Annotated in this window: 23 protein-coding genes; 11 read left to right on the top strand and 12 right to left on the bottom strand. The window is 45.3% G+C overall.

The genetic code is table 11. The annotated features are described in order from the left end of the window. Positions 1 to 14: 14 nt before the first annotated feature. From N186_RS05150 to uppS, 4 genes are all read right to left on the bottom strand, one after another. A complete protein-coding gene (locus N186_RS05150; protein ID WP_020962715.1) occupies positions 15 to 1232 on the bottom strand; it encodes a carboxypeptidase regulatory-like domain-containing protein in 1218 nt (405 codons plus the stop codon). After that, positions 1226 to 2605, bottom strand: coding sequence for a carboxypeptidase-like regulatory domain-containing protein (locus tag N186_RS05155; RefSeq protein ID WP_020962716.1), 1380 nt, complete (start codon positions 2603 to 2605; stop codon positions 1226 to 1228). Before N186_RS05155 ends, N186_RS05150 begins: the two co-directional genes overlap by 7 nt. 2 nt (positions 2606 to 2607) lie before the next feature. Next, positions 2608 to 3042 (bottom strand): hypothetical protein, encoded by a 435-nt coding sequence (locus N186_RS05160; RefSeq protein ID WP_020962717.1) that lies wholly within the window; start codon positions 3040 to 3042, stop codon positions 2608 to 2610. A gap of 118 nt (positions 3043 to 3160) precedes the next feature. Then, positions 3161 to 3946: a polyprenyl diphosphate synthase gene (gene uppS, locus N186_RS05165; protein ID WP_020962718.1), complete on the bottom strand. Its 786-nt coding sequence runs from the start codon at positions 3944 to 3946 to the stop codon at positions 3161 to 3163. Positions 3947 to 3992: 46 nt separating this feature from the next. On the opposite strand from uppS, the gene deoC reads away from it, so the two are divergent. Genes deoC through N186_RS05190 form a run of 5 tightly spaced genes read left to right on the top strand, consistent with a single transcriptional unit; the run spans position 3993 to position 7738 of the window. Then, positions 3993 to 4721 carry a deoxyribose-phosphate aldolase gene (deoC, locus tag N186_RS05170; protein WP_020962719.1) on the top strand — a complete coding sequence of 243 codons (729 nt, stop codon included), beginning with the start codon at positions 3993 to 3995 and terminating at the stop codon, positions 4719 to 4721. A gap of 38 nt (positions 4722 to 4759) precedes the next feature. Beyond that, complete coding sequence (locus N186_RS05175) at positions 4760 to 5821, top strand: hydroxymethylglutaryl-CoA synthase (RefSeq protein WP_052885660.1); 1062 nt, start codon at positions 4760 to 4762, stop codon at positions 5819 to 5821. A 5-nt stretch (positions 5822 to 5826) separates the two neighbouring features. After that, positions 5827 to 6996, top strand: a complete 1170-nt coding sequence (locus N186_RS05180) for a thiolase domain-containing protein (protein WP_020962721.1) — start codon at positions 5827 to 5829, stop codon at positions 6994 to 6996. Next, complete coding sequence (locus tag N186_RS05185; RefSeq protein WP_020962722.1) at positions 6997 to 7401, top strand: Zn-ribbon domain-containing OB-fold protein; 405 nt, start codon at positions 6997 to 6999, stop codon at positions 7399 to 7401. Between the two features lie 10 nt (positions 7402 to 7411). After that, positions 7412 to 7738: a transcriptional regulator gene (locus tag N186_RS05190; RefSeq protein ID WP_240366718.1), complete on the top strand. Its 327-nt coding sequence runs from the start codon at positions 7412 to 7414 to the stop codon at positions 7736 to 7738. On the opposite strand, the gene N186_RS05195 is transcribed toward N186_RS05190, so the two are convergent. Next, entirely contained in the window at positions 7735 to 9078 is a 1344-nt protein-coding gene (locus N186_RS05195; protein WP_020962724.1) for an RsmB/NOP family class I SAM-dependent RNA methyltransferase, read from the bottom strand. The two genes, N186_RS05190 and N186_RS05195, sit on opposite strands and share 4 nt — an antisense overlap. A 2-nt stretch (positions 9079 to 9080) precedes the next feature. Next, positions 9081 to 9926, bottom strand: coding sequence for a DUF7347 domain-containing protein (locus tag N186_RS05200; RefSeq protein ID WP_020962725.1), 846 nt, complete (start codon positions 9924 to 9926; stop codon positions 9081 to 9083). A gap of 111 nt (positions 9927 to 10037) precedes the next feature. On the opposite strand from N186_RS05200, the gene N186_RS05205 reads away from it, so the two are divergent. Continuing rightward, positions 10038 to 10781, top strand: coding sequence for a hypothetical protein (locus tag N186_RS05205; RefSeq protein ID WP_020962726.1), 744 nt, complete (start codon positions 10038 to 10040; stop codon positions 10779 to 10781). 59 nt (positions 10782 to 10840) lie between these two features. On the opposite strand, the gene N186_RS05210 is transcribed toward N186_RS05205, so the two are convergent. Then, on the bottom strand, positions 10841 to 11074 hold the full coding sequence (locus tag N186_RS05210) for a hypothetical protein (RefSeq protein ID WP_020962727.1): 234 nt from the start codon (positions 11072 to 11074) through the stop codon (positions 10841 to 10843). Between the two features lie 68 nt (positions 11075 to 11142). On the opposite strand from N186_RS05210, the gene N186_RS05215 reads away from it, so the two are divergent. From N186_RS05215 to N186_RS05230, 4 genes are all read left to right on the top strand, one after another. Next, positions 11143 to 11691 carry a hypothetical protein gene (locus N186_RS05215; RefSeq protein ID WP_020962728.1) on the top strand — a complete coding sequence of 183 codons (549 nt, stop codon included), beginning with the start codon at positions 11143 to 11145 and terminating at the stop codon, positions 11689 to 11691. A gap of 106 nt (positions 11692 to 11797) precedes the next feature. Further along, on the top strand, positions 11798 to 13027 hold the full coding sequence (locus N186_RS05220; protein WP_020962729.1) for a phosphoglycerate kinase: 1230 nt from the start codon (positions 11798 to 11800) through the stop codon (positions 13025 to 13027). Positions 13028 to 13076: 49 nt separating this feature from the next. Further along, complete coding sequence (locus N186_RS05225; protein WP_020962730.1) at positions 13077 to 13838, top strand: proteasome assembly chaperone family protein; 762 nt, start codon at positions 13077 to 13079, stop codon at positions 13836 to 13838. 11 nt (positions 13839 to 13849) lie between these two features. Further along, positions 13850 to 14281, top strand: a complete 432-nt coding sequence (locus tag N186_RS05230; protein WP_020962731.1) for an Hsp20/alpha crystallin family protein — start codon at positions 13850 to 13852, stop codon at positions 14279 to 14281. Between the two features lie 2 nt (positions 14282 to 14283). Here the strand turns inward: N186_RS05230 and N186_RS05235 are convergent, their stop codons facing one another. From N186_RS05235 to N186_RS05255, 5 genes are all read right to left on the bottom strand, one after another. Continuing rightward, complete coding sequence (locus N186_RS05235; RefSeq protein ID WP_240366719.1) at positions 14284 to 15030, bottom strand: helix-turn-helix domain-containing protein; 747 nt, start codon at positions 15028 to 15030, stop codon at positions 14284 to 14286. A gap of 65 nt (positions 15031 to 15095) precedes the next feature. Further along, positions 15096 to 15950, bottom strand: coding sequence for a type II secretion system F family protein (locus tag N186_RS05240; RefSeq protein WP_020962733.1), 855 nt, complete (start codon positions 15948 to 15950; stop codon positions 15096 to 15098). Positions 15951 to 16006: 56 nt separating this feature from the next. Further along, positions 16007 to 17485 (bottom strand): amidohydrolase, encoded by a 1479-nt coding sequence (locus tag N186_RS05245; RefSeq protein ID WP_020962734.1) that lies wholly within the window; start codon positions 17483 to 17485, stop codon positions 16007 to 16009. Positions 17486 to 17557: 72 nt separating this feature from the next. Beyond that, positions 17558 to 18439, bottom strand: coding sequence for a hypothetical protein (locus N186_RS05250; RefSeq protein WP_020962735.1), 882 nt, complete (start codon positions 18437 to 18439; stop codon positions 17558 to 17560). A 29-nt stretch (positions 18440 to 18468) separates the two neighbouring features. Beyond that, positions 18469 to 18870, bottom strand: a complete 402-nt coding sequence (locus N186_RS05255; RefSeq protein WP_020962736.1) for a hypothetical protein — start codon at positions 18868 to 18870, stop codon at positions 18469 to 18471. A 33-nt stretch (positions 18871 to 18903) separates the two neighbouring features. On the opposite strand from N186_RS05255, the gene iorA reads away from it, so the two are divergent. After that, on the top strand, positions 18904 to 20775 hold the full coding sequence (gene iorA / locus N186_RS05260; RefSeq protein WP_020962737.1) for an indolepyruvate ferredoxin oxidoreductase subunit alpha: 1872 nt from the start codon (positions 18904 to 18906) through the stop codon (positions 20773 to 20775). Position 20776 lies beyond the last annotated feature (1 nt).

The raw sequence follows: 20776 nt of genomic DNA on the forward strand, positions 1-20776 counted from the left end.
AAAAAAACTTAGCATTATTCTTCTATGGTCTGAAAGTCAGGGCTATGTAGGCTACTGCCGAAATCAGGAAAAGTAACAGTATTATTATAGATGCTATCCTCTTCAGAGTCGCTTTTTTCATTCTTCTCACCAATCATTAGCCAAGTCATGATTAGAAACATGCCTAAAAATATTAGTGTTTCTGGTCTGAGTAATGACCCCAACGGAACGTTCTGTAATGAGGGAAGTCCACCTATGCTAGGTAGTGTATTGTTCATTTGTTCAAGTTCTTCTCTAGCGCCAGCCCCCTTATACAAAATTTTTCCATCACTGATGACAACAACGGTTGGGAACACTGTTACGTTAAGTTTGTAGAAGAGATTTTCTTCATCACGTGCAACGATCCATGTAATGTTGTTTTCTTTCACATATCTCTCTAGAACAGCCTGGGTATCAACTGGGGACACTGTTAGGGAAACAACTGTGACTCCAGGAAGCCTTGAAAGATTTCTAAGGGCAGGTACAAGATACTTGCAACCGGTACACTGAGTATAGAAAAATTCAATGACGAGTATCTTGTTTCTCTGCTGGAAATCGAGGTCTAGTTTTGACGAGTTTAACATGTTGATGGAGGGGAGCTTCCCCAAGGTTTTATCAACGCTCATGTTCATCTTGACATTCTGGATCATCTTTTTCTCTAGGAAGCCTATGACGTCTGAAATAGAGGTCGCACGTGTTACTATTAGCTTGCATGTGATTTTGACGTTGACGTTTGTAGTTCCATTTAGTGCGTTGACTATTGGGGGTGAAGCTGAGCACTCGTAGTTCTTTGGCGCGTTGACGAGTACCTGGTAGGCATCAACAGGCAGGGACACATTTTCGCCTGGTTTTACGGTAAGGGTGTTGTTGGTGGTGATGGATGCCAAGGAAACATTGATTCCTACAGGTGTAAAGTTTAATGTTTCAACAATTATGTTGACCTTTTCTGGCTCCAGCTTAAAGTACACCTCGGTTGTGTTTGTTTTTACCTCGAATGTGCTCTGCAATTGTTTATACTTGGGGGCACTTATGAGAATCGTGTAGTTGCCGAGTGGTAGGTTAACGGAGACCTTGCCATTCACATTTGTTAGTGTTGTAATGTTTTCTCTTCCAGTAATTGTTATCCTGGCCCCTGGCAAGGGTTGGTCATCTTGACTAAGCACGTTTATTTGGATATCTCGCCTCTCTTCCTTTTTACGGTCAAGTTTTAACATGATCTGGGTGTCGCTTGTGAAGCTCTGCGTAAGAGATTTAGGCGAAAAGCTTCCTTTTTAACATTGATGTTATATGTTCCCGGCGGCACTTCAAATATTATTGGACCATTGTTGTTAGTAATAAGAGACTGGCTTGTCCCTCCTGATGAAATTATTTCTACTACGGCGCCGGGGACGGGCCGTCCCTGGTCATCTACAACAATCAACCTTAGTTTTATCGTGGTTAGTTGTAGGGCAGAGACAAGCATATTGTCGCCATATATACTGTAAAATCCTCCTCGAGAAGCGACGGCTGTTTTAGGCGGACTTGGTGCGATATCCCAGGAAACCTGGTAGTAAGCAGTCCTGGAAAGTCCGCCATTATAAGAATATATCTCTACTTCATCGATTTTAAAGATGGCAATAGAGGAGCCATCGCTTGCAACAGCTACTCTTCCCAGGGGGACAGAAACAAGGTTGTTGCATTCCAGATTTAAATTACACCTTCTCAGTGTTCCGTCCGAGAAAATTGCGAGGAATGTATCATTGGTAAAAGGAATAAAACTCTGGATCTTGTCCAACATTCTTTTTACCTTGATGTTTAGGTCTGGCAAATTAAATACATAGGTCAAATAGTTGCCAGTGGAATTCTGCTGAACGCGTTGAGCAACCAAAAAATTGCCAACGACACTCTTCAAGGTTAAACCACTCTGGAAAGACGCAACCTTCTTAACATTCTGACCATCAATTCTGTAAACTTCTATCTTGTTATCCGTCAGCTGACATAGTTCACACTTAGTATCAATAGTTTCGGCAATGAGATAAGAGCCCCAAAAATCAAGCGAAAAAACATCAACCAAGATATCATTGCTGGTATCCAAGTCTCGCTCAAATATCCTGCTCTTCGACTGGGTGTCGAAAACAACAAGCCTTGTCTCGGGATAACGCTTACCACTTACAGTTACATAATACCTGGAACTAACAGCCAGGTATCTGCCATCACTACTTAGCGAAGCCATGAGAAAAGATTCTTCATCGTTTTTCCTTGCTAGAAAGGCATCTATTATGTTTAGTGTCGAGGAATTCAGCAAATAGATGTTTCCAGATCTGTCAACTCCGACTAAAATACGGGAGGGAGGCACATATTTGATGTAAAAAATTTCCTTGTCTGGGTTGATGAGTCGATTTGCTAAGGTGTTTCCGCTACTGTCCATGAGGCTACACGTCCCATCGCCGAAGCATAGAACAGCCTTGTTGTCCGGAAGCGCCGCCATAGAAGTTATTCTCTTTGAGAAGGCTTTTTGAATGAAATTATAGCTGGGCTGAGCATACGCTGGGCTCAGCGTCAAAACTAACATAAGCAGAAATGCTACGAGGCCTACGACCTTCCGCATATTTATTCTGTCTCCTTCAAGAGAATCCTTACCGGAATACCATTAAGCATCTGGACAATAATAGGTAAGCCCTCGGTTTCAGAGCTAGACGACAGCGCACTACTGAGCTTGTATATAGCCTCCCTAACACTTGTCAGAGATTCCAGCGTATCTTTCTGTGACTCTAGAGTCTCTTCTAGTACGTTTAGCTCGTCAATTGCTCTGGCATTAACAACAACCTTCAACCCCATGTAGTCTATCTCGTTTAGAGTGGTAAGCTTTTCACCCATGAGGTCTTCTAGAACTTTCTCGATCATCCGCATTTTTTCAGCCCTAGCCTTTACGGCTTCATACCTCTGCTCCAGCTGGCTTATAACCTTCTGTAGATTAGCTATTTGTGCGTCAATGTACCTTAAAAGATCGTCGAAACTATTAAACTGGTACAGGCTATAGGACACTTATCACACCTGAATAGCTATTTGTTTTTCTATTTAAAAAACTTAGCTAAAAAGTAGCAGTGGAACATTACAAATTGTAATAAAAATAATACAAATATATTTTGCAGTTTCGCGACGGCTATCCTCCCCAACGCCTCTTCCTAGACTGGTAAGTTCTCACTGCTCGAAGCAGATCTATCTTGCGAAACTCGGGCCAGTACACGTCGAGAAACACTAGTTCAGAATAGGCTATCTGGTAAAGCAGAAAATTGCTTATCCTAACTTCTCCTGATGTACGTATAACCAAGTCAGGCTCAGGATATGGTATATCGCCCGTATACAGGTACCTGGAAAACAAGTTCTCGTCGATATCATCTATTGAGAGTTTCCCCGAGCATACCTCGCTGGAAATTCTCTTTACTGCATCTACTATTTCCTTCCGTCCGCCATAAGCAAGCGCAATGTTTAGGAACCTTTTATTATAGTGGATAGTATTCTTTTCAATTCTTGCAATTTTCTCTCTAAGCCTCTCAGGCAAAAGACTAGTGTCGCCTATTACTTTTATCCTGACCTCTCTTTTCTTAATCTTCTCAGAAGACTCTACTTCATCTAGCTTCTGATCCAGTAGGTCAAATATGTGTTCTAGCTCCTCCTTTGACCTGTTCTTTAAATTCTCCGTAGACAAGACATAGAGAGTGACAGTGTTTATGCCGAGATCATAGCACCACTCGAGGACGTCTTCCACCCTGTCTGCGCCAAACCTGTGGCCAAGCCACGGGGGAAACCCGCGGCGTCTTGCCCATCGCCTATTACCGTCAAGAATGAATGCTACATGCTTCGGGATAGAGCCTTTCCGTACTTCCCGATCAAGCAGCCACTCGTAAACCTTATAGACTCCAAGCATCTCTGCAACTCTGCGCCACATGGTATCATGCCACTAAGTTTTTACGCGTCTATGAAATGATAAAATCATGTCTTTAAAAAATATGTTCAAGAGAGAGCTTCCCTCCGATCCCCATCAGCTAATAAAGGAAATTTCATCTATCATTGACCATACAAATCTCAAGCCCGAGGCTACGCTAAAAGACCTAGAATCTACTTGTCGTGAGGCAGTCGAACATGGCTTCTATGCGTGTTGCATCCCGAACTTTTACGTCGAGAATATCGCTAAACAGTTCGCGGGCCAAGTAAAGATTGCGACGGTAGCTGGCTTCCCGCATGGCAACATGGCTTCCACAGTCAAGGTCAAAGAGGTTGAAACAGCATACGTCAACGGGGCAGATGAGGTCGACGTCGTGGCAAACATATCCCTCTTCAAGTCTGGGCTATATTCTCAAGCAATAGAAGAGGTGGAGCGTATCCTTGATATATCGAAAAGCTACGGCGGCGTATTAAAAGTAATCATAGAAACAGGCTATTTCTCTGAAGCAGAGATATACAGGATCGCAAGAGAACTCTCAAACATAGGCGTACACTACGTAAAGACAAGTACAGGTTTTGGTCCTCGAGGCGCAACACCCGAAGACGTACTCATACTTAAGAAGGCAGTCCAAGGAACAGCCACCAAAGTAAAAGCTGCCGGAGGAATACGGACAGGACTGCAGGCGTTGCTATTCTACCTGCTGGGAGTAGACAGGATAGGCACGTCGAGCAGTATCAAGATAGTAAAGGATTTGGAGGCTTCGTTTAATGTCGAATAAAGGATAAACAATTAGTGAAAGCTTTATTTACCACACCCATTGAAAAACTTTTGACAAAAATGAGTGGCCTCGCTTCAATCCTAGGATGGGGAGCATACATACCCATCTACAGAATAGAGACCGCTGAGATAGCACGTATACATACAAAGGGAGGAGAAAAAGCCCCAGTACAGCGTAAAAGCGTACCGGGACCCGACGAGGACTCGCTCACAATTGCGTATGAAGCTGCAAAGAACGCCCTCAAGAGGGCAAAGATCGATCCAAAGCTTGTAGAAGCACTCTACATTGGCTCAGAAAGCCCACCCTACGCCGTGAAGCCCTCTGCAACAATTATAGCGGAGGCCCTAGGCTTTAGCAGGAAGCTGTTCGGCATCGACATGGAGTTCGCATGCAAAGCAGGCACTACAGCAATGATAAGCGTTGTAGGTCTCGTCAACTCAGGAATCATCAGCTATGGAATGGCTATCGGTACTGACACTGCCCAGGGAAGGCCGGGAGATGAGCTTGAATACACAGCAGCGGCAGGAGCAGCAGCCTTCCTCATATCAAAAACACGTAAAGATGCGGCAGCCACGATAGAGCATGCAGTGTCATATGTGACTGACACGCCAGATTTTTGGAGGCGTGAAGGAGAAAAGTTCCCTATGCACACGTTTAGGTTTACTGGGGAGCCCGCATACTTCCACCACATAGAGAATGCGGCAAAGCTATTGATGGAGGAGACTGGTCTAAAGCCATCAGATTTTAACCATGTTGTATTTCACCAGCCAAACGTAAAGTTTCCACAGAGAATGGGCGCAATGCTGGGGTTCAAGCCTGAACAAATGAAGCTTGGGCTACTCAGCAACGAGATAGGGAACACTTATGCCGCTGCCTCGCCTATGGGTCTAACAAATGTACTCGACAATGCCAAGCCCGGTGAAAGGATTCTCGTAGTATCTTTTGGAAGCGGCGCGGGAAGCGATGCTCTCAGTATTGTCGTAGAGGATGGAATCGAGGAACGGAAGGGGCTTGCAAGGCCAACGAGTTATTATCTCAATAGGTACAAATTGGTAGACTACGCTGTGTACCTGAAATATAAGGGGTTCATTTTGAGGTGAAAATTATGAGTAAGGTATATGTTGCAGGTATAGGGGCCACAAAAATAGATGAACACTGGGAAAAAGGAATAAGAGACTTAATGGTTGAAGCGGCTCTTAACGCTATTAAAGATGCAGGAATAGAAAAGAAAGAGATAGAGGCAATTTTTGTTGGAAACATGTCTTCGGGTTATCTGCAGGGACAAGAACATCTGGGCTCACTACTTGCAACATGGCTGGGCATACCTGGGGTCGCCGCAAACAAGGTCGAAGCTGCGTGTGCAAGCGGCGGCGCGGCTGTGCACAATGCCTTCCTCGCTGTAAAGTCCGGGGTCTATGACTGCGTCCTTGTGGTAGGTGTGGAAAAGCTGACAGATGCCATTACGAGCGATGCAACTGACGCGTTGATCATGGCAGAGGACCAGGAATACGTGGCCTTTACGGGTGCATCTTTTGTCGCGCTCAATGCGTTTGTATACAAGGCTTACATGAAGAAGTACCAAGCAAAACAGGAAGACATCGCACTTTTCGCGGTACACGACCATAAATATGCCGCCAACAATCCGCTGGCCCAGTATCCAAAGCCAATTACACTTGAAGAGGTGCTGAAGTCCCCAATGGTTGCAGACCCTGTAAGGCTGCTTGAAAGCGCCCCGCTCGGCGACGGTAGCGCGGCACTTGTCTTATGCTCCGAGAAAAAACTAAAAGAACTGCAAAACGGGGATGTATTGGTCGAGCTTGCTGGTAGCAGTCTGTCCACGGAGATCTTTAGCGTACATGACAGGACAGACCTAACAAGTATCGGTGCGACAGTTAAGGCTTCTAGGAAGGCTTTCCAGATGGCGGGCGTTGAGCCTAAAAACGTAAATGTGGTAGAGGTTCACGATGCCTTCACTGTTCTAGGAGTCATCCACCTGGAAGACCTAGGTTTCGCCGAAAGAGGGTCTGGATGGAAGCTTCTAAAGGAGGGACAACTAGAAAAAGACGGAAAGATTCCTACAAACACGATGGGTGGGCTAAAGGCGAGGGGTCACCCAGTCGGAGCGACAGGTGTATACCAAGTATACGACGTTGTTACACAGCTTAGGGGGGAGGCCGGCAAGAACCAAGTAGATGGCGCGGAGGTTGGACTGACCCAAAATGTAGGTGGTGTCGGTGGTACGGTTGCAGTTAACATTTTGAAGAGGGTGAGATAGATGGCATACATGAGAAGTGTCCCCAGAGCATGGAGGGAAAGAAAAATAAAGTACCAACTGTTAGGAGGAAAATGCAAAGACTGTGGCAAGAGTTTCTATCCCTACAGGCAGATCTGTCCAGTATGCGGATCAACAAACGTTGAACAGGTAAAGCTTCCGGAAAAAGGCGTAATTGAATACTTTACAATTGTCAGAACTCCTCCTACAGAGTTCAAGGAGTATGCCCCATACGTCTTAGCCATAGTGAAGCTAGAAGACGGCACAAAAGTTCTTGCCCAAATAACAGACGTAGAACCAAACGAGGTCTACGAGGGAATGGAGGTCGAGGCTGTATTCAGGAAATATAGGGAGCAGGGCCCAAACGGCATCATAGAATACGGAATAAAGTTTAGACCTGTAAAATAGGATGAAAAAATTGGGAGAAGAATCCACCACACGAGAAAAAATATTGACTTTTTTCCTCGAAAACAAAGATAGAGAAATTAGTCTATACGAGCTTACTACTCACTTGGGTCTAAAACCATCAGACTACAAACGTGTGCTGGACGATATAAACCATGTGGCTAAAACTATTTACAGGAAGACCAATGGAAGGCTCGTGCTTCTAATGCAACCACCCATCTGCAAAAACTGCGGCTACGTGTTTAAGGATATGGAAAAAGCGAGATTGCCTAGTAAGTGTCCGGTTTGTAGAAGTGAAAGAATTAGTCCACCAATATTCTTACTAACAGAAAAAGCTTAGGCTTTCTTCATCACAGAAATAAAGAAGGCCTCTGACCTCTGTTTCTCGGGAAAAAGCCTCGTGACATTCTTGGCGAAATCGTACTTTGGATACCCGGGCTCGAAAAACAGCTTTGGACGTAGAAGTTCCGCCTTTTTCTCGGACAGGATCCTTGCAACAACCTCTTCGCCTTCTTCGGGCAAAAGAGAACAAGTAGAATACACAAGTTTCTTCCCGCGTTTAAGCATTGCTAAAACATTTAACAGGATAGATGATTGCCTTGCAGAATACTTTATAACCTCTTCTGTGTTGAGGTTCCAGAGAGAAAGACGCAGACCAGGGTCTGCTCCCAGTGCACCACTATTTGTACACGGAGCGTCAACGAGGGCCCCATCGAAACTCTTTCCTATACGTATGGAAAAAATTCTGGCGTCTGCGCACACAACATGTGTAGGGGACATACATTGTCTAAGGTTGTGCATTGAGTCCCTTATACGGCCCGGGGAAACATCAATAGCTATTATTTCTTTTGGACCCGTCGGGGAACCACATAGAAGCGAGGTCTTCATGAAGGGAGCAGCGGCGGCATCAATAAACAGCTCCATGTCGGAGAGTTCGCCTGTAAGCTCGGCCACAGTGGCTATGCTGGCTTTATCCTGGTATACTCCTATCGAGCTGTCTATGCTGGGCAGAGGCTCGTATTCCGGCAACAAGAGTTCAAATAGAAAGTCGAAATCTTGATCCCTTCTATACTTTATGCCTCTTGAAGACAAGAATTCTACGACCTTCTCAATTTTCTCGGGGCCGGTTGCACGTAGCCAAACATGTCTACGCATAAATGAGACAGCAACATTTTCAGCCCGGCTACAGCCAAAGTATTCAACAAGGCGTCTAGACAACAGTGGGGGAATAGAGTATTTATACGATACTTTTTCGACGCAAGGAAGACTTATCATTTCCTCTTTCTTTTTCTCAAGGAAATCATAAGAAATATACCTGAGGAGTGTATTGCTGAGAAGTCCACCTCTCAATGCCTCTATTCTCTTCTCGAAGTGGGGGTAGCGATTAACAAGGGAGACGGCAACCATGAAAGAGCTTTTGCGGCGGAGAGGAAGAGTATGTTTGCCTATTCTCTCTAAGACATAGATGGATAGCCCGACATCCAGCAATGCTATTCTGGACAGATAAAAAACTGTCCTGGACTCCTGTGAAGACAAATTAAATTCTTCACGTACCTCGTTGAAAACATGTTCTAGAGATGCCCTCCACCTCGATATTTTCTCGAGTACAAGTGCACTTGCACGGAAAGTTCTAGGGCTCAAACCCTCGATAATCTCTTCTCTATCTTCTTTCTTGGACATGGCTAAGGTAGCATCCTCTGCAGTCCGAGCGAAAGCATGAAGCTACTATAGTAAGCGCCAAATACGCATATGAATGCTCTGTCCTTTGGTAGTCCCCTGAAGACTGAAAGGGTGGCTGTTAGCAAGCCCATAGCAGAAATTTGTATAATCCTGAAGAGTATGTTCAGAATAAAAACGTCCAATGGCAACAATGATTCCAGCAGGTTAAAGAGGGACAGGGGCAGTGTGGCTACAAAAACTGCCGCTATGTATTCTAGACTCCACTTGGTGTGTCCACCAAGGATGCGTTGGGCAAGCTCGATTACCCCGACAAGCATGGCGACTCCGATGAGATATATGGCTATGCCTAGCAGTTGCATCGAAGCTGGTAGAAAAAGCTGGTCGAGCATGAATATTGCACGATATGTTGCCACAGACGAAACGAGGCCTCCCAGAAAAGCCGCAACCAGCACTATGAGGCTTAGGGTTTTTTCATTATAGAGAACGGCAACTATGTTTTCGGGAACGAGAACGGGTAAAACATATTTCTCAATGTAGGCAAGGAAACCCTTCTTTTCCATTAGCATTGAGCGGACACGTGCATCCTCGTCGATCATAAACCTGTACAGTTTTAGCCCCTTCTCAGTCAACATGTATTTGCGTTTCTCGTTTTTAGTAACGAAGCCCGCCATGCCGTCCAGGTTGTAATAAAGGTTGCCAGTGCTGGTTTTTAGCTCTGTCTTTAGCTCGGTAAAAGATACCTCGCCCCTTTCACCTAGAATCCTGAGTATTGACCTTTTAACTGGGTTGCTAAGTATCTCGAATACTACTTCTTGGCCAATGTTCTGTGAAGCTTCCTCATTGCTCATAATATGCTTGGTGATAACCATGACCTGTGATATAATTATGTTTCGTGTAGTGTAAGATAGAGCACGAAGGTTAATAAATACCTGGTCTGCAACATTTAACTAGAGCAATGGATGTCTGAGCCATCTGTCGCAGTTGTCCTCAGAGTCACTGATGAAAACTACTCTGAGAGCAAAGTGCAACTCCTCCGGGAGTTAGCTAAAAACAGTATAGCTGTTCAGCTACACACAGACTGGCCCATAATTGAATCTCTTGGCGTGGGAGACATATTAGACCCACTCCTCGACGAGGGCATAGAAGTAATGTCGGTAAACGTTCCAATGAACGGCTCTATAGACTCCTTTACGTTAGAAAAACTTGTGATGATTGCCGAAGAGTCTGCAGGAAAAACTGTGATCTTTCGCGAACCCCTCAACCACACCTACCAAGATCTAAAAAGAATCGTTGACATGTGTATCACTTATAAGGTCAGAGCACTGTTAGAGCCACAATCAAAAAGACAGGCCATGAGACAATACAGTTATATCAAGAGGCTCATCGGCGGCGCCCTCGGTTTCTCACACGTAGAGGAACACTATGCCACCACTGAGGAAATGCTGGAATCAGCCCTAAGATTCCTCGGACTAACACACAATATCACCATAACGAATTACGATGAACAGAATGCACCAGCATCCCTCCTGACACCAAAACGCTACAACAATCCACTTCTAATAAGGACACTTCTAGAGAAAGGATTCGACGGCTCGATAACAGTCCAATACAACCCAGACCTTGTCGATACCCCAACCCTTCTAAAAGAAGTTCTCGCTCTAAAAGAATTTATAAAAAACACCTATGAAAGAATACAGATCTAATCCACGCATAAAAACGAAGAAAAACAAATAGCCTTAGAGCAACACGCAGGAATTGTTTACTAAGTACCGGATTCTTTAGTATCGTTTTCTGGGAAAATTTCTAGGGGTGTGTACGTTGTGCGGCCACATTTCCTGCAGAGATAAAGCGGCGGTGTTAGCCCCGCGACTCCCAGCAAAACCAGGTCTGCACTACCGCAGAAGGGACAAACCAGGATGCCCCTCTTCTGTGACACCTCTATTTTTATGTCTTCTTCTCTATCATCCTCGTTACTAGGTGTTTCTCTCTCCCCCATACCTTAAACCTCGTCTTTCATAGGCTACACATATAAAGGGTTTTTCTACAGGTATAAGCTGAAAACTGATGTCGACAAATACCAACAGCCTAAAAACCCAAGAACCTGTGTCGTATTGGAAACTCAGAGGTCTACTTATAGTTGCTTCACTTGTCATTTTCATTGTATCGTACCAAGTCGGATTCAACGCGAATCTTTCGCCGTCAGAAGCCAACAGTCTAATACAAGACAACACGTCCTACCTTTCAACCCTTAAGAGTCTCCCTAGCCTGGACTCTAAAGTGCTTCGCATCTTTTTAGACGAATACTCAGTTGTCCTGGCATGTAATACGCCCTTCCTAGGGCCTGCTCTCTCCATTTACCTTGCCTATGCTTCTGGAACGCTGGACAAAGCATATATGATTTCGGGAAATGTTTCTAGCTTCCAGGTAGATATCCCATCCTACGTTAATTATATCGAGTCGTTCACGTTAATACTTGCCACAGCTGAGGGATTATTGCTTTCCTATATTTACGCTAGGAAGAAAAAAATTAACTATAGCGAAACAATTTCAATACTACTTCTCCAGGCATCACTAATCTTCCTAGTAGCCTCTATTGTCGCCACGCTAATTTAGGTCTTTCATGGCACGCGGTTTATGTTTTCTTGAAGGCCTCAAGAAATACACTGGATTAATTATAAAATTTAAAATAGTGAAACCGTATTAATTACCCTGAATAAAAATGATTGAAGGATTAAACATCAAGACACTGGACGATGTGAATGTTTCTAACAAAACTGTCGGCGTACGTGTAGACTTCAACTCGCCAATTGATCCAGCTACGAAAAAGATCCTTGACGACACAAGGATACGTGCACACGCGGAAACAACACTAAAGGAGCTAGTCGAGAAAAAAGCAAAAGTGGTGGTTATATCTCACCAGGGAAGAAAAGGTGACCCAGACTTTGCGAGCCTAAGCGAACATGCCAGCATACTTGCCAAGTTCTTACCGGCAAAGGTAAAATTCGTAGACTCAATATTCGACGAGAAAGCAATAAACGAGATTAAGGGTCTAAAGCCAGGAGAAGTCCTCGTCCTCGAAAATGTAAGAATGTGGGACGGAGAAACGAAGAGCGCCTCTCCCGAGGATCATGCAAAAACACCGCTGGTACAGAGCCTGGCCCCACTATTTGACGTCTACGTTGTAGACGCTTTTTCAGCTGCACACAGGCCACACGCCTCCCTAGTCGGATTCGCGCCCGTCGTAAAACACTTCGTTGCCGGAAGGGTCATGGAAAGAGAACTGAGGGCACTCTACAAGGTAAGGAACAACCCTGAAAGACCATGCATATACGTTATAGGAGGCGCGAAGGCAGAAGACACGGCAGAAATAATTTCAAATGTTCTCGGAAACAATATTGCCGACAAGATCCTGACAGGCGGACTAGCAGCAAACCTGTTGCTCCACGCGGCCGGCAAAAACATTGGAGAACTAAACGTCAAGATACTAGAAGAGAAAGGCTTCTTAGAGCTGGAGCCCGAGCTACAGAAGCTTCTCAAACAGTACCCCGGAAGAATAGTATTACCAATAGATCTCGCAGTCGAGTCCGACGGGAAGAGGGTTGACGTTCCAGTTGACAATGTTCCCAATCTACCAATAAAAGACATAGGAGTGAAGACAGCACAGGAATATTCTAAGATCATAAAGGAGTCTAGGACAGTCGTAATGAACGGGCCGATGGGAATCTTCGAGGATGAAAAGTTTAGCCTTGGAACAAAACTGGTTTTCGAGGCCATGGCGGCGTCAAAAGCCTTTACACTCATTGGTGGTGGTCACACAATTGCAAGTGCATCAAAGCTCGGATACTTGGACAAGATTTCACACGTGAGTACTGGTGGCGGAGCCCTTATCGAGTACCTCATAAAGGGAACACTACCCGTGATCGAAGTCCTAAAGCAATACTCGAAATAAATGCACAAACCTTAAAATCAACCTTTTTTCTATTATTTTTCGAGAAATCATGAATAGACAGGAATGGGTCTTCTCCACAAAAGAGCCGATACCAAAAGGCTCCATTTTCATTGTCGGGCTTCCAGACGTTGGTCTCGTAGGTCCAATATCTACGTCCCACCTCGTCAAGCAGTGGGACTTACACGAAATAGGCTACCTAGACTCCGAAATGATTGCGCCCGTCATACTATACCACGAAGAAAAACCACTATTGCCAGTCAGGCTTTACGGCGGTTACAAGAAAAACGACTACATTGTGGTTCTACACTCAGACATAGCTATACCACCCGAGGCTATAAGTAGCCTGGCAACCACGCTAATCGACACGGCGAAAACAAACATGGCAAGCAAAGTAATCTTGCTTGGAGGAATCGCCGTTCCAAACAGGCTAAACATAGACACCCCGAAAACCTACGCCGCAACAATAGACTCAGAGTCTCTTAGCGCCGCAAAGAATGCAGGCATAGAGGCCCTAAAAGAGGGCTTCATCGCCGGCATATACGCCCAGCTCCTAAAAGAGGGCCTAAAGAAAAACTACAGCGTAATAGCCCTGCTTGCTGAGTGCTTCCTAAACTACCCAGACCCAGGAGCATCTGCCTCGGCCCTACAAGCCCTATCAAAGCTTACTGGTCACGACGTGGACGTAAAAGCTCTTCTCGAACAAGAGGAAGAAATAAGGGTAAAAATGCGCGAAATGATGAAAAGAACAATGGAGACAATGCAGAAAGCCGGAAAAGAATACGAGTACACCATTCCAGCTCTCTATGTGTAGGGGTGACCTAAATGGAGGAATGGATCAGGAACGAAATCGAACAATTCTTTAAAGAAATAAGAAAAATGCGCGAAGAAATGGCAAAACTGGAACAAGAGTTCTTCAAGCCTACCCCCATAGAAGAAAAGCTCCAAGTCCCACTCTACGAGGTCAAGAGGTACTCAGACAAGCTAGTGGTCTGTGCTGACCTCGCAGGGGTTAAACGCAAGGAAGACATAAACGTCACAGTGGAAGGCGGCACGCTCAAAATAGAGGCAATACTACACAGACCAATAAGCTTCGAAGGCTTTACACTACTACGTGAACCAATAACAAAATACAGGCTGGAAGTACCCATACCAGACAATGCAGACACAGACAACATAAAAGCATCCTTCAAGAAAGGCATCCTAGAAGTAGAAATACCGCTCAAAATACGCCGAGTAAAGGTCAACGTAGAATAAGTCTATTTAATGTTCCTCAGCTTCTCGATTAGGGCGTCTATACCTTCGATCCTTGAGACGGCTAAAGGTATATTTTCTCTCTTAGCTATCTCTAGCCCCAGCTCGTCAACCTTCTTGACACCATGAAGAACAACTAAGGCAGGTCTGAGTCCTCCCATACCCGCCTGCATCGACTTGACTGCCACAAGCGGGCTCCGGCCATAAGCCACCCTTGTGAAAATAGCGGCTCTCTGAGTGGTTGCCCCGTAAAGCTTGATGTAGTCATAGCTAGGCACGTCTAACACAAGCTTTACACTGTCTACCACGGTGTATCCAAGCAAAGGTGTCGCAGAGAATGCATGGCCAACGATTAGATCAGCTTCTATGGCTTCGCAAAACCTTGCGATAGAGATGGGGATGCTGAATTCTCTCATGTCGAGAACAGCTTCGCGCAGAAGATCTGAGCCGAGAAGTATACGTCTAAGGCCACTTAGGACTATTCCTCCTCTTTCCATGTCTTTGAGTACTAGGCTTTTAACAAATTTTCTAATGAACCTAGCTCCGGGAGACTTTCTCCTCCCTGACTCATAGTCACTGATTACAGAGGCGGAGACCCCCATGATCTGTGCTAGCTCAACTTGGGTAAGGTTGAATTTTTCCCTCCATTTTTTCATCTCGGCGCCGGGATTATCAGACATTATGATTTCTCCGGCTATTTTTGAAAATATTTCTCTGATAGCTGGATCAGACATCAAATTTTCTTCAGCCATTTTTATCACGTAAATATTTTCGTCAATTGCTATATAAATTTTTCACAGGCGTCGAAATATGGAGTTCAAGCTTTTGAGAGTATACCGTCGACGGCTATGTATACCCCTATCGCCGAGAAAGGTATAACTATAAACGTTAGAATCAGTACAAGGAGGCCGGGAGAAAGCCCAAAAACAGTTCCGCCTAACAGATCCATAATCATCAGCATAGTGACAAACATCAGGGGTCCCGCCACCATTAGAGTGGTATATACTTCGGCGATCATGGATATAGAGTTAGTTATGTTTCGCAGTTTCTGTGTCTTGTCGGATAAGAGAACAGAGGAGTAGTGGGAAAGATAGCTTTTGAGGTTTCCACTGGTGATATAGGTTTCTCGTAACCCGAGCCACAGGGTGGTAAGCATCCTGCTGGGCGATCGCAGAGCTGCTCTCGATAGTGCAGTTAATGTGTCAAGGCCATAGACTTTTATGTCTCTGAGTATGAGAAGGATTTCTCTCTTTATCTGCGTGTTGGTCTCGTAGAGGCCTTCTCTTTCCAGAAGACGTTCGAGGCTCATTCCCGAGGATGAAAGGGCGCCCATGTATGACACAGTGAAGGGAAGGTCTCTTTCTATTTCCACTCGTCGAGAGTATCCCCTGTAAACCGGGTAATATAATAAGAGAAATAGCACTACAAGTGTAAATATAAGGGACAAGATAATGGATGCAATTATTGAGATAGGTATTGAGTACCTCAGCACAACGGTGTGGAGAAAGAAACTTAAGAAAAAAGACAGCGTAGCTACCACGGAGAGAGTAATTTTCAGGTATTTCATGTAAAGAGGGAAAGGTGTCGACAAGCCCGACTTGAAATAGTAGGACTCTAAAGCGTCTATAAGTGGCTTTAGGTAGCTTTCTAGGGGTCTTGTCTTATTGTTCATCACTGAGGCACTAAGAATAGTGTCTTTTTGGGACTTTTATGCTTTATTTTCTCTTTTCACGGTGCGGGTTCGTGGATTCTTCCTCTGCTTATAATTTTTGTCGCTTTTATCTCTGCGAATTCTTTCTTTGTTTCTGGGGGCCTCGTGATATTTAGGATTACGAGGGATGGATGTTTCTTTGCTGGTCGATAATATAGCTCTAGTGCTTGCTCGAAGCTAAGCTTTTCGTGTATAGTATGTTTGCATATAGCTAGTTTCTCTGGGCATCCACGGTTGACAGCCGCGTAAATTCCAAGCCATGGGTTAATTGGTTCTACCGGGGAATCTGATGAGCCCATAAGGGTCGCGCCTCTCTCTATGAGGGTCTTGAAGGGGTAAACCCACTTGGTTCTCTCTCCGAGTCTTTCCTCTATCCACGTGTCGCTGAGGATAAAGTGTGGCTGTACAGCGATTTCTGGCTTCAATTTCGATACATAGTCTAACAGGTCTGGCGGAACCAATGAGCCGTGCTCGATTCTCACGGCGCCCTTGGGTAGCCTTTCTACTGTTTTAAGCACCTCTAGAACAGCTCGGTCCCCAATTGCATGTATAGCGGTCTGCCAGCCCTTTTCGTAGGCTTTCACGGCTACTCTGTATATTTCTTCGCTGTTTAGCCTGAGTATCCCCCTTGAGGGAGAGTCGTTGTAGTCTTCTCGCAGAGCAGCTGTTCTTCCTCCAAAGCTTCCATCGGCGAAGATTTTTACTCCTTTGACTAGATCTCTGAAACTTCCCAAATCGGCTTCCATAAGGGATGAATCGACATAGGCAAAATAGTCTATTGGCGGTGTGTCAGGTTGCCATAGTACTTCTTTTATCAGCTTGAGTTCTTCAAGTTCGACCGACATAGAGTAGAGCCCGGTTACACCTAGCGAAAAATATTCCTTGAGAACGTCCTTTATCCACTCCTTTACGAGTCCAGTTGGAGGTGGGGGAAGCCTCGACATTGTTGACTCTACAGCTTCCTCAAAGATCAAACCTGTGGGCCTGCCGTCCTCTTTTTGAAACAAGTTGCTGGGGAGCTCGTTTGCATGCGAGAGATACCCTAGCTTTTCCATAGCCCTTGTATTCAGAACGGCTACATGTCCACATATCCGGACTAGTACTACTGGATTCTCTGGCGAAGCCTCGTCTAGGTCAAAACGTGTTGGATACCTTTTTTCCCTAAATTTTTCTTGGTCCCATCCCCTTCCAATGACCCAGGCTCCTGGCGGCACTTTCGATGTAGCCTCTTTTACTTTCTCCTTAAGTTCCTCTATCGACTCTACTTCTCTCAGATCCAGCCTACCGAAGCTTAGTGCGGTGGAATAGAGATGCATATGTGCATCGACGAGCCCTGGGATAACGATTCTTCCTTCGGCGTCAATCAGTTTGGCAGGTTTTCTGCTTAAGATTCTGTTTGAGCTACCAGTTTCTATTATTCCTTTTTCAAAGGAGAACAACAAGGCATCGGCGTCAATCTGCCACGGGATATTGGCATTTACAATGGCTATTTCCATTAGGAAATCTAACTACTCTCCCTTTATTTTAATGTTTTCAGCCGAATGTAGGTGCCAAATATAACCGCATGCTCAGGTGGACAAAACATATAGACCTTTGCGTGTTAGTTCTACTTGGCCTTGTCGTATCTGTATGTAGCCGTAAAGGATGAGTCTTCTCGTGGTGTCCAGCGCTTTTTGGGGAAGCATTTCGCGTGCTATGTCGAGAAAGCTTCTGTAGCTCATCACGTGTCCCGTGGACTCGAGCTCTTGCAAGATTTCGCTTACAACGTTATCGTTTCCCGGGAACACCGTGCTAAGCATGTTTGGCGGTTTTCGAGGCTCGGGGAGCCTATAATTATACATGTCTGTTTGATAAACTTCTTCGTGTTCTAGGTTTGCATCTATGGTTGTGAGTATAGGAGCCCTAATTGCTTTAGGGAATTTTTCGGCCGTGGCTATCTTGTAGCCCTTGAGGCCTTTGAGCTGTAGTTTGTTCCACTGATCAATGTATGGTGGATTGAGTAGTATAATTTCACGTGTCCCCGTGGCTATCAGCGTGTGGATTAGGCTGGATAGGAATTCGGGGTCTAAGCTCTCTGCCTCTATGCATACTTTTTCTTTTCCCAGGGCGGCGAGGGCTGAGACGTTTGGCGCGAAAGGCAAGAGACAGGCACAGTTACTTTTTAGAGGAGTCTCGTCTGTGAATGTAGCTAGGTACAAAATTCCCTCCCAGTTTGTGGGAGACACGCCAGCGGCCTTTACCGGGTTGTTAGGCCCCTCAGAGGTCTTTAAAAGCAAAGTAAGCTCGTGGGGGGAAGATAGGTATCGATCCTTGTAGAGTGCCTGGGCTAGGAGATATTCTGGCGAAAATATGCTTGGCCTCGAGTCGCATGTCCTAGTGATCCTAAAGGCATCTTGTTCGCAGTGAGATTCTCCGTAGTGTATTTCTATCCTTGTTTCGGGGTTTTGCACTCTCGATACCTCGCAGTTGGTAACCCGAGTTATACGTGATACTTGGTTGTGTCTTCTGGCTTTGTCTGGGGTGGTTGGGGAACAGGTATTGATGGCGGGATGCCTAGTTCTCTTAGGAGCAACATGGTTTCGAAGAAGATATTTGAGGTAAGCATCTGTAGGAGCTGTGGGTCTGTTTTACCGGTTTTAAGTTTTTCATGGAGATCCTGTAGCTCTCTTGGAGGAGCAGATATAGAAACCTTGCCTTTAAGCGAGACTGTGAAGAATGCGGGCAGGCTTGATACATTTGCAAGAAACTCTGCTACTAATTCATCGCCACTTATACTCGTTGAGACGGGGAAGGTAACCTGGATATTAACGTTTAGCTGTGCCTCAGCTTGCTCTGAAAGTTTTTCTGCATGGATATATGTATAGGTAAGCGAGATCTTCACAACAATTTTAATATGTTGAGAGATTAAAATATTGTGGCAAAAAATATTATTGAAGGTACGCCGGGCGAAGTAAAGCTTCTAATGGGTAACGAAGCCATTGCCCGTGGCGCCTTGGAGGCTGGCGTGTCGATAGCTACTGCTTATCCGGGGACACCGTCAACAGAGATCATTGAAACATTGGCAGAAGTGGGGAACAAATACGGCGTATACGTTGAGTGGAGCACAAACGAAAAAGTTGCACTCGAAATGGCTATTGGAGCCTCTATGATGGGCCTCAGAGCACTGACGGCAATGAAGCACGTAGGCGTGAACGTAGCTTCAGACCCCTTGATGAGCCTAGGGTACACAGGTGTCGTCGGTGGGCTAGTAATCGTAACCGCTGATGACCCAAATGCACATTCAAGCCAAAACGAGCAGGACAATAGGATTTATGGGATCCACTCTTATATACCAGTCTTTGAGCCATATTCGCCGCAAGAAGCAAAGGACATGACAAAAGACCTCTTCGACTTGTCTGAGAAATATGCCATCGCCGTATTCCTGAGGTCAACTACTAGGCTTTCCCATAGCAGGGGAGAAGTAAAGCTGGGCGAGGTTCAAAATCTTGGAAGGAAACCAGTTTTCCATAGGGATCCTGAGAGGTGGGCCCTACTTCCTCCCTATAACTTGGCTAAGCACCGGGAGATCCTAGGCAAGCTTGAGAGACTAGAAGCAGACCTTGCTGGCTTCAAGTATAACTGGGTAGAAGAAGGGTCAAGCGACTTCGCAGTGATCGCTAGCGGTGTTAGCTATGCATACGTAAAGGAAGCAGTTGAGAAACTAGGAGTCAAACCGACTATCTTTAAACTGTCGAGCACTTTTCCTGTGCCTAGAAAGTTTGCCTTAGAGGCTTTGAAATATGGGAAGGTTCTTGTTGTAGAAGAGCTAGAACCTATAGTTGAAAACCAGCTCAAGGTCATCGCTTATGAAGAGGGGCTAAAAACACAGATATTTGGAAAGAACCTGATACCGCGCGTTGGCGAGCTTAACACTTCTATTGTTGCCTCCGCAATAAGCAAGCTGGCAGGTATATCTTATTCTCCACCAAATGCTCCAAAGGTTAATTTAGAGCTCCCCTCCAGGCCCCCAGTTCTATGTGCGGGCTGTGGACACAGGTCAACCTATTACGCGGTAAAGCTGGCTGCTATGCGGGCACGCGTAAAACCTGTCTATGCAAACGATATTGGATGCTACACGCTGGGCTTCTATCCGCCCTTCAACATGGCAGACTTCACTTGGAGCATGGGATCTGCTATAGGTATAGGCATGGGAATAGCAAAGTTCAGCGAGGAGCCTGTGATAGCATTCATAGGAGACTCTACTTTTTACCATGCTGGTATTCCCGGCCTGATAAATGCAGTCTACAACGGTATACCTCTTCTAGTAATAGTTATGGACAACGGCATCACGGCTATGACTGGGCATCAGCCCCATCCTGGCTCTGGCTATGGCCCAACTGGCGAGACAAGGCCAGTAATAAGAATCGAGGACATTGCTAAAGCAGTAGGCGTAGAATTTGTAGAAGTAGTGGATGCATACGACGTAGAAGCCGTGAGAAGCACTACTGAGAAAGCCTTGAAATTTATAAAGGAGAAAAAGAAGCCTGCAGTAATTGTTTCCCGTAGACCGTGTGCATTAATGGAGCTCAGGAGAAAGAGGGTTCAAAACGAGGAAATAGTTCCCTACTACATAGACCAAGAAAAATGTATAAAGTGTGGAATATGTGTGGACAAGTTCTCTTGTCCAGCCATTGTTCGAGAAGGAGACAGGATCGTTATTATCCCTGAACTATGTGTGGGATGCGGGGTGTGCGCACAAATCTGTCCAGCAAAGGCGATAAAGCCCGTAAAGGGTATTAAAGGGTGAA

This window comes from Thermofilum adornatum (assembly GCF_000446015.1).
GTDB classification, from domain to species: Archaea; Thermoproteota; Thermoprotei; order Thermofilales; family Thermofilaceae; genus Thermofilum; species Thermofilum adornatum.

Bases quoted from the DNA above. Each gene is read 5' to 3' on its own strand.
- N186_RS05150 (WP_020962715.1), bottom strand. From the start codon at position 1,232: ATGTTAAAACTTGACCGTAAAAAGGAAGAGAGGCGAGATATCCAAATA.
- N186_RS05155 (WP_020962716.1), bottom strand. From the start codon at position 2,605: ATGCGGAAGGTCGTAGGCCTCGTAGCATTTCTGCTTATGTTAGTTTTG.
- uppS (WP_020962718.1), bottom strand. From the start codon at position 3,946: ATGTGGCGCAGAGTTGCAGAGATGCTTGGAGTCTATAAGGTTTACGAG.
- deoC (WP_020962719.1), top strand. From the start codon at position 3,993: ATGTCTTTAAAAAATATGTTCAAGAGAGAGCTTCCCTCCGATCCCCAT.
- N186_RS05180 (WP_020962721.1), top strand. From the start codon at position 5,827: ATGAGTAAGGTATATGTTGCAGGTATAGGGGCCACAAAAATAGATGAA.
- N186_RS05185 (WP_020962722.1), top strand. From the start codon at position 6,997: ATGGCATACATGAGAAGTGTCCCCAGAGCATGGAGGGAAAGAAAAATA.
- N186_RS05195 (WP_020962724.1), bottom strand. From the start codon at position 9,078: ATGTCCAAGAAAGAAGATAGAGAAGAGATTATCGAGGGTTTGAGCCCT.
- N186_RS05200 (WP_020962725.1), bottom strand. From the start codon at position 9,926: ATGAGCAATGAGGAAGCTTCACAGAACATTGGCCAAGAAGTAGTATTC.
- N186_RS05205 (WP_020962726.1), top strand. From the start codon at position 10,038: ATGTCTGAGCCATCTGTCGCAGTTGTCCTCAGAGTCACTGATGAAAAC.
- N186_RS05210 (WP_020962727.1), bottom strand. From the start codon at position 11,074: ATGGGGGAGAGAGAAACACCTAGTAACGAGGATGATAGAGAAGAAGAC.
- N186_RS05215 (WP_020962728.1), top strand. From the start codon at position 11,143: ATGTCGACAAATACCAACAGCCTAAAAACCCAAGAACCTGTGTCGTAT.
- N186_RS05220 (WP_020962729.1), top strand. From the start codon at position 11,798: ATGATTGAAGGATTAAACATCAAGACACTGGACGATGTGAATGTTTCT.
- N186_RS05225 (WP_020962730.1), top strand. From the start codon at position 13,077: ATGAATAGACAGGAATGGGTCTTCTCCACAAAAGAGCCGATACCAAAA.
- N186_RS05230 (WP_020962731.1), top strand. From the start codon at position 13,850: ATGGAGGAATGGATCAGGAACGAAATCGAACAATTCTTTAAAGAAATA.
- N186_RS05235 (WP_240366719.1), bottom strand. From the start codon at position 15,030: ATGGCTGAAGAAAATTTGATGTCTGATCCAGCTATCAGAGAAATATTT.
- N186_RS05240 (WP_020962733.1), bottom strand. From the start codon at position 15,950: ATGAACAATAAGACAAGACCCCTAGAAAGCTACCTAAAGCCACTTATA.
- N186_RS05245 (WP_020962734.1), bottom strand. From the start codon at position 17,485: ATGGAAATAGCCATTGTAAATGCCAATATCCCGTGGCAGATTGACGCC.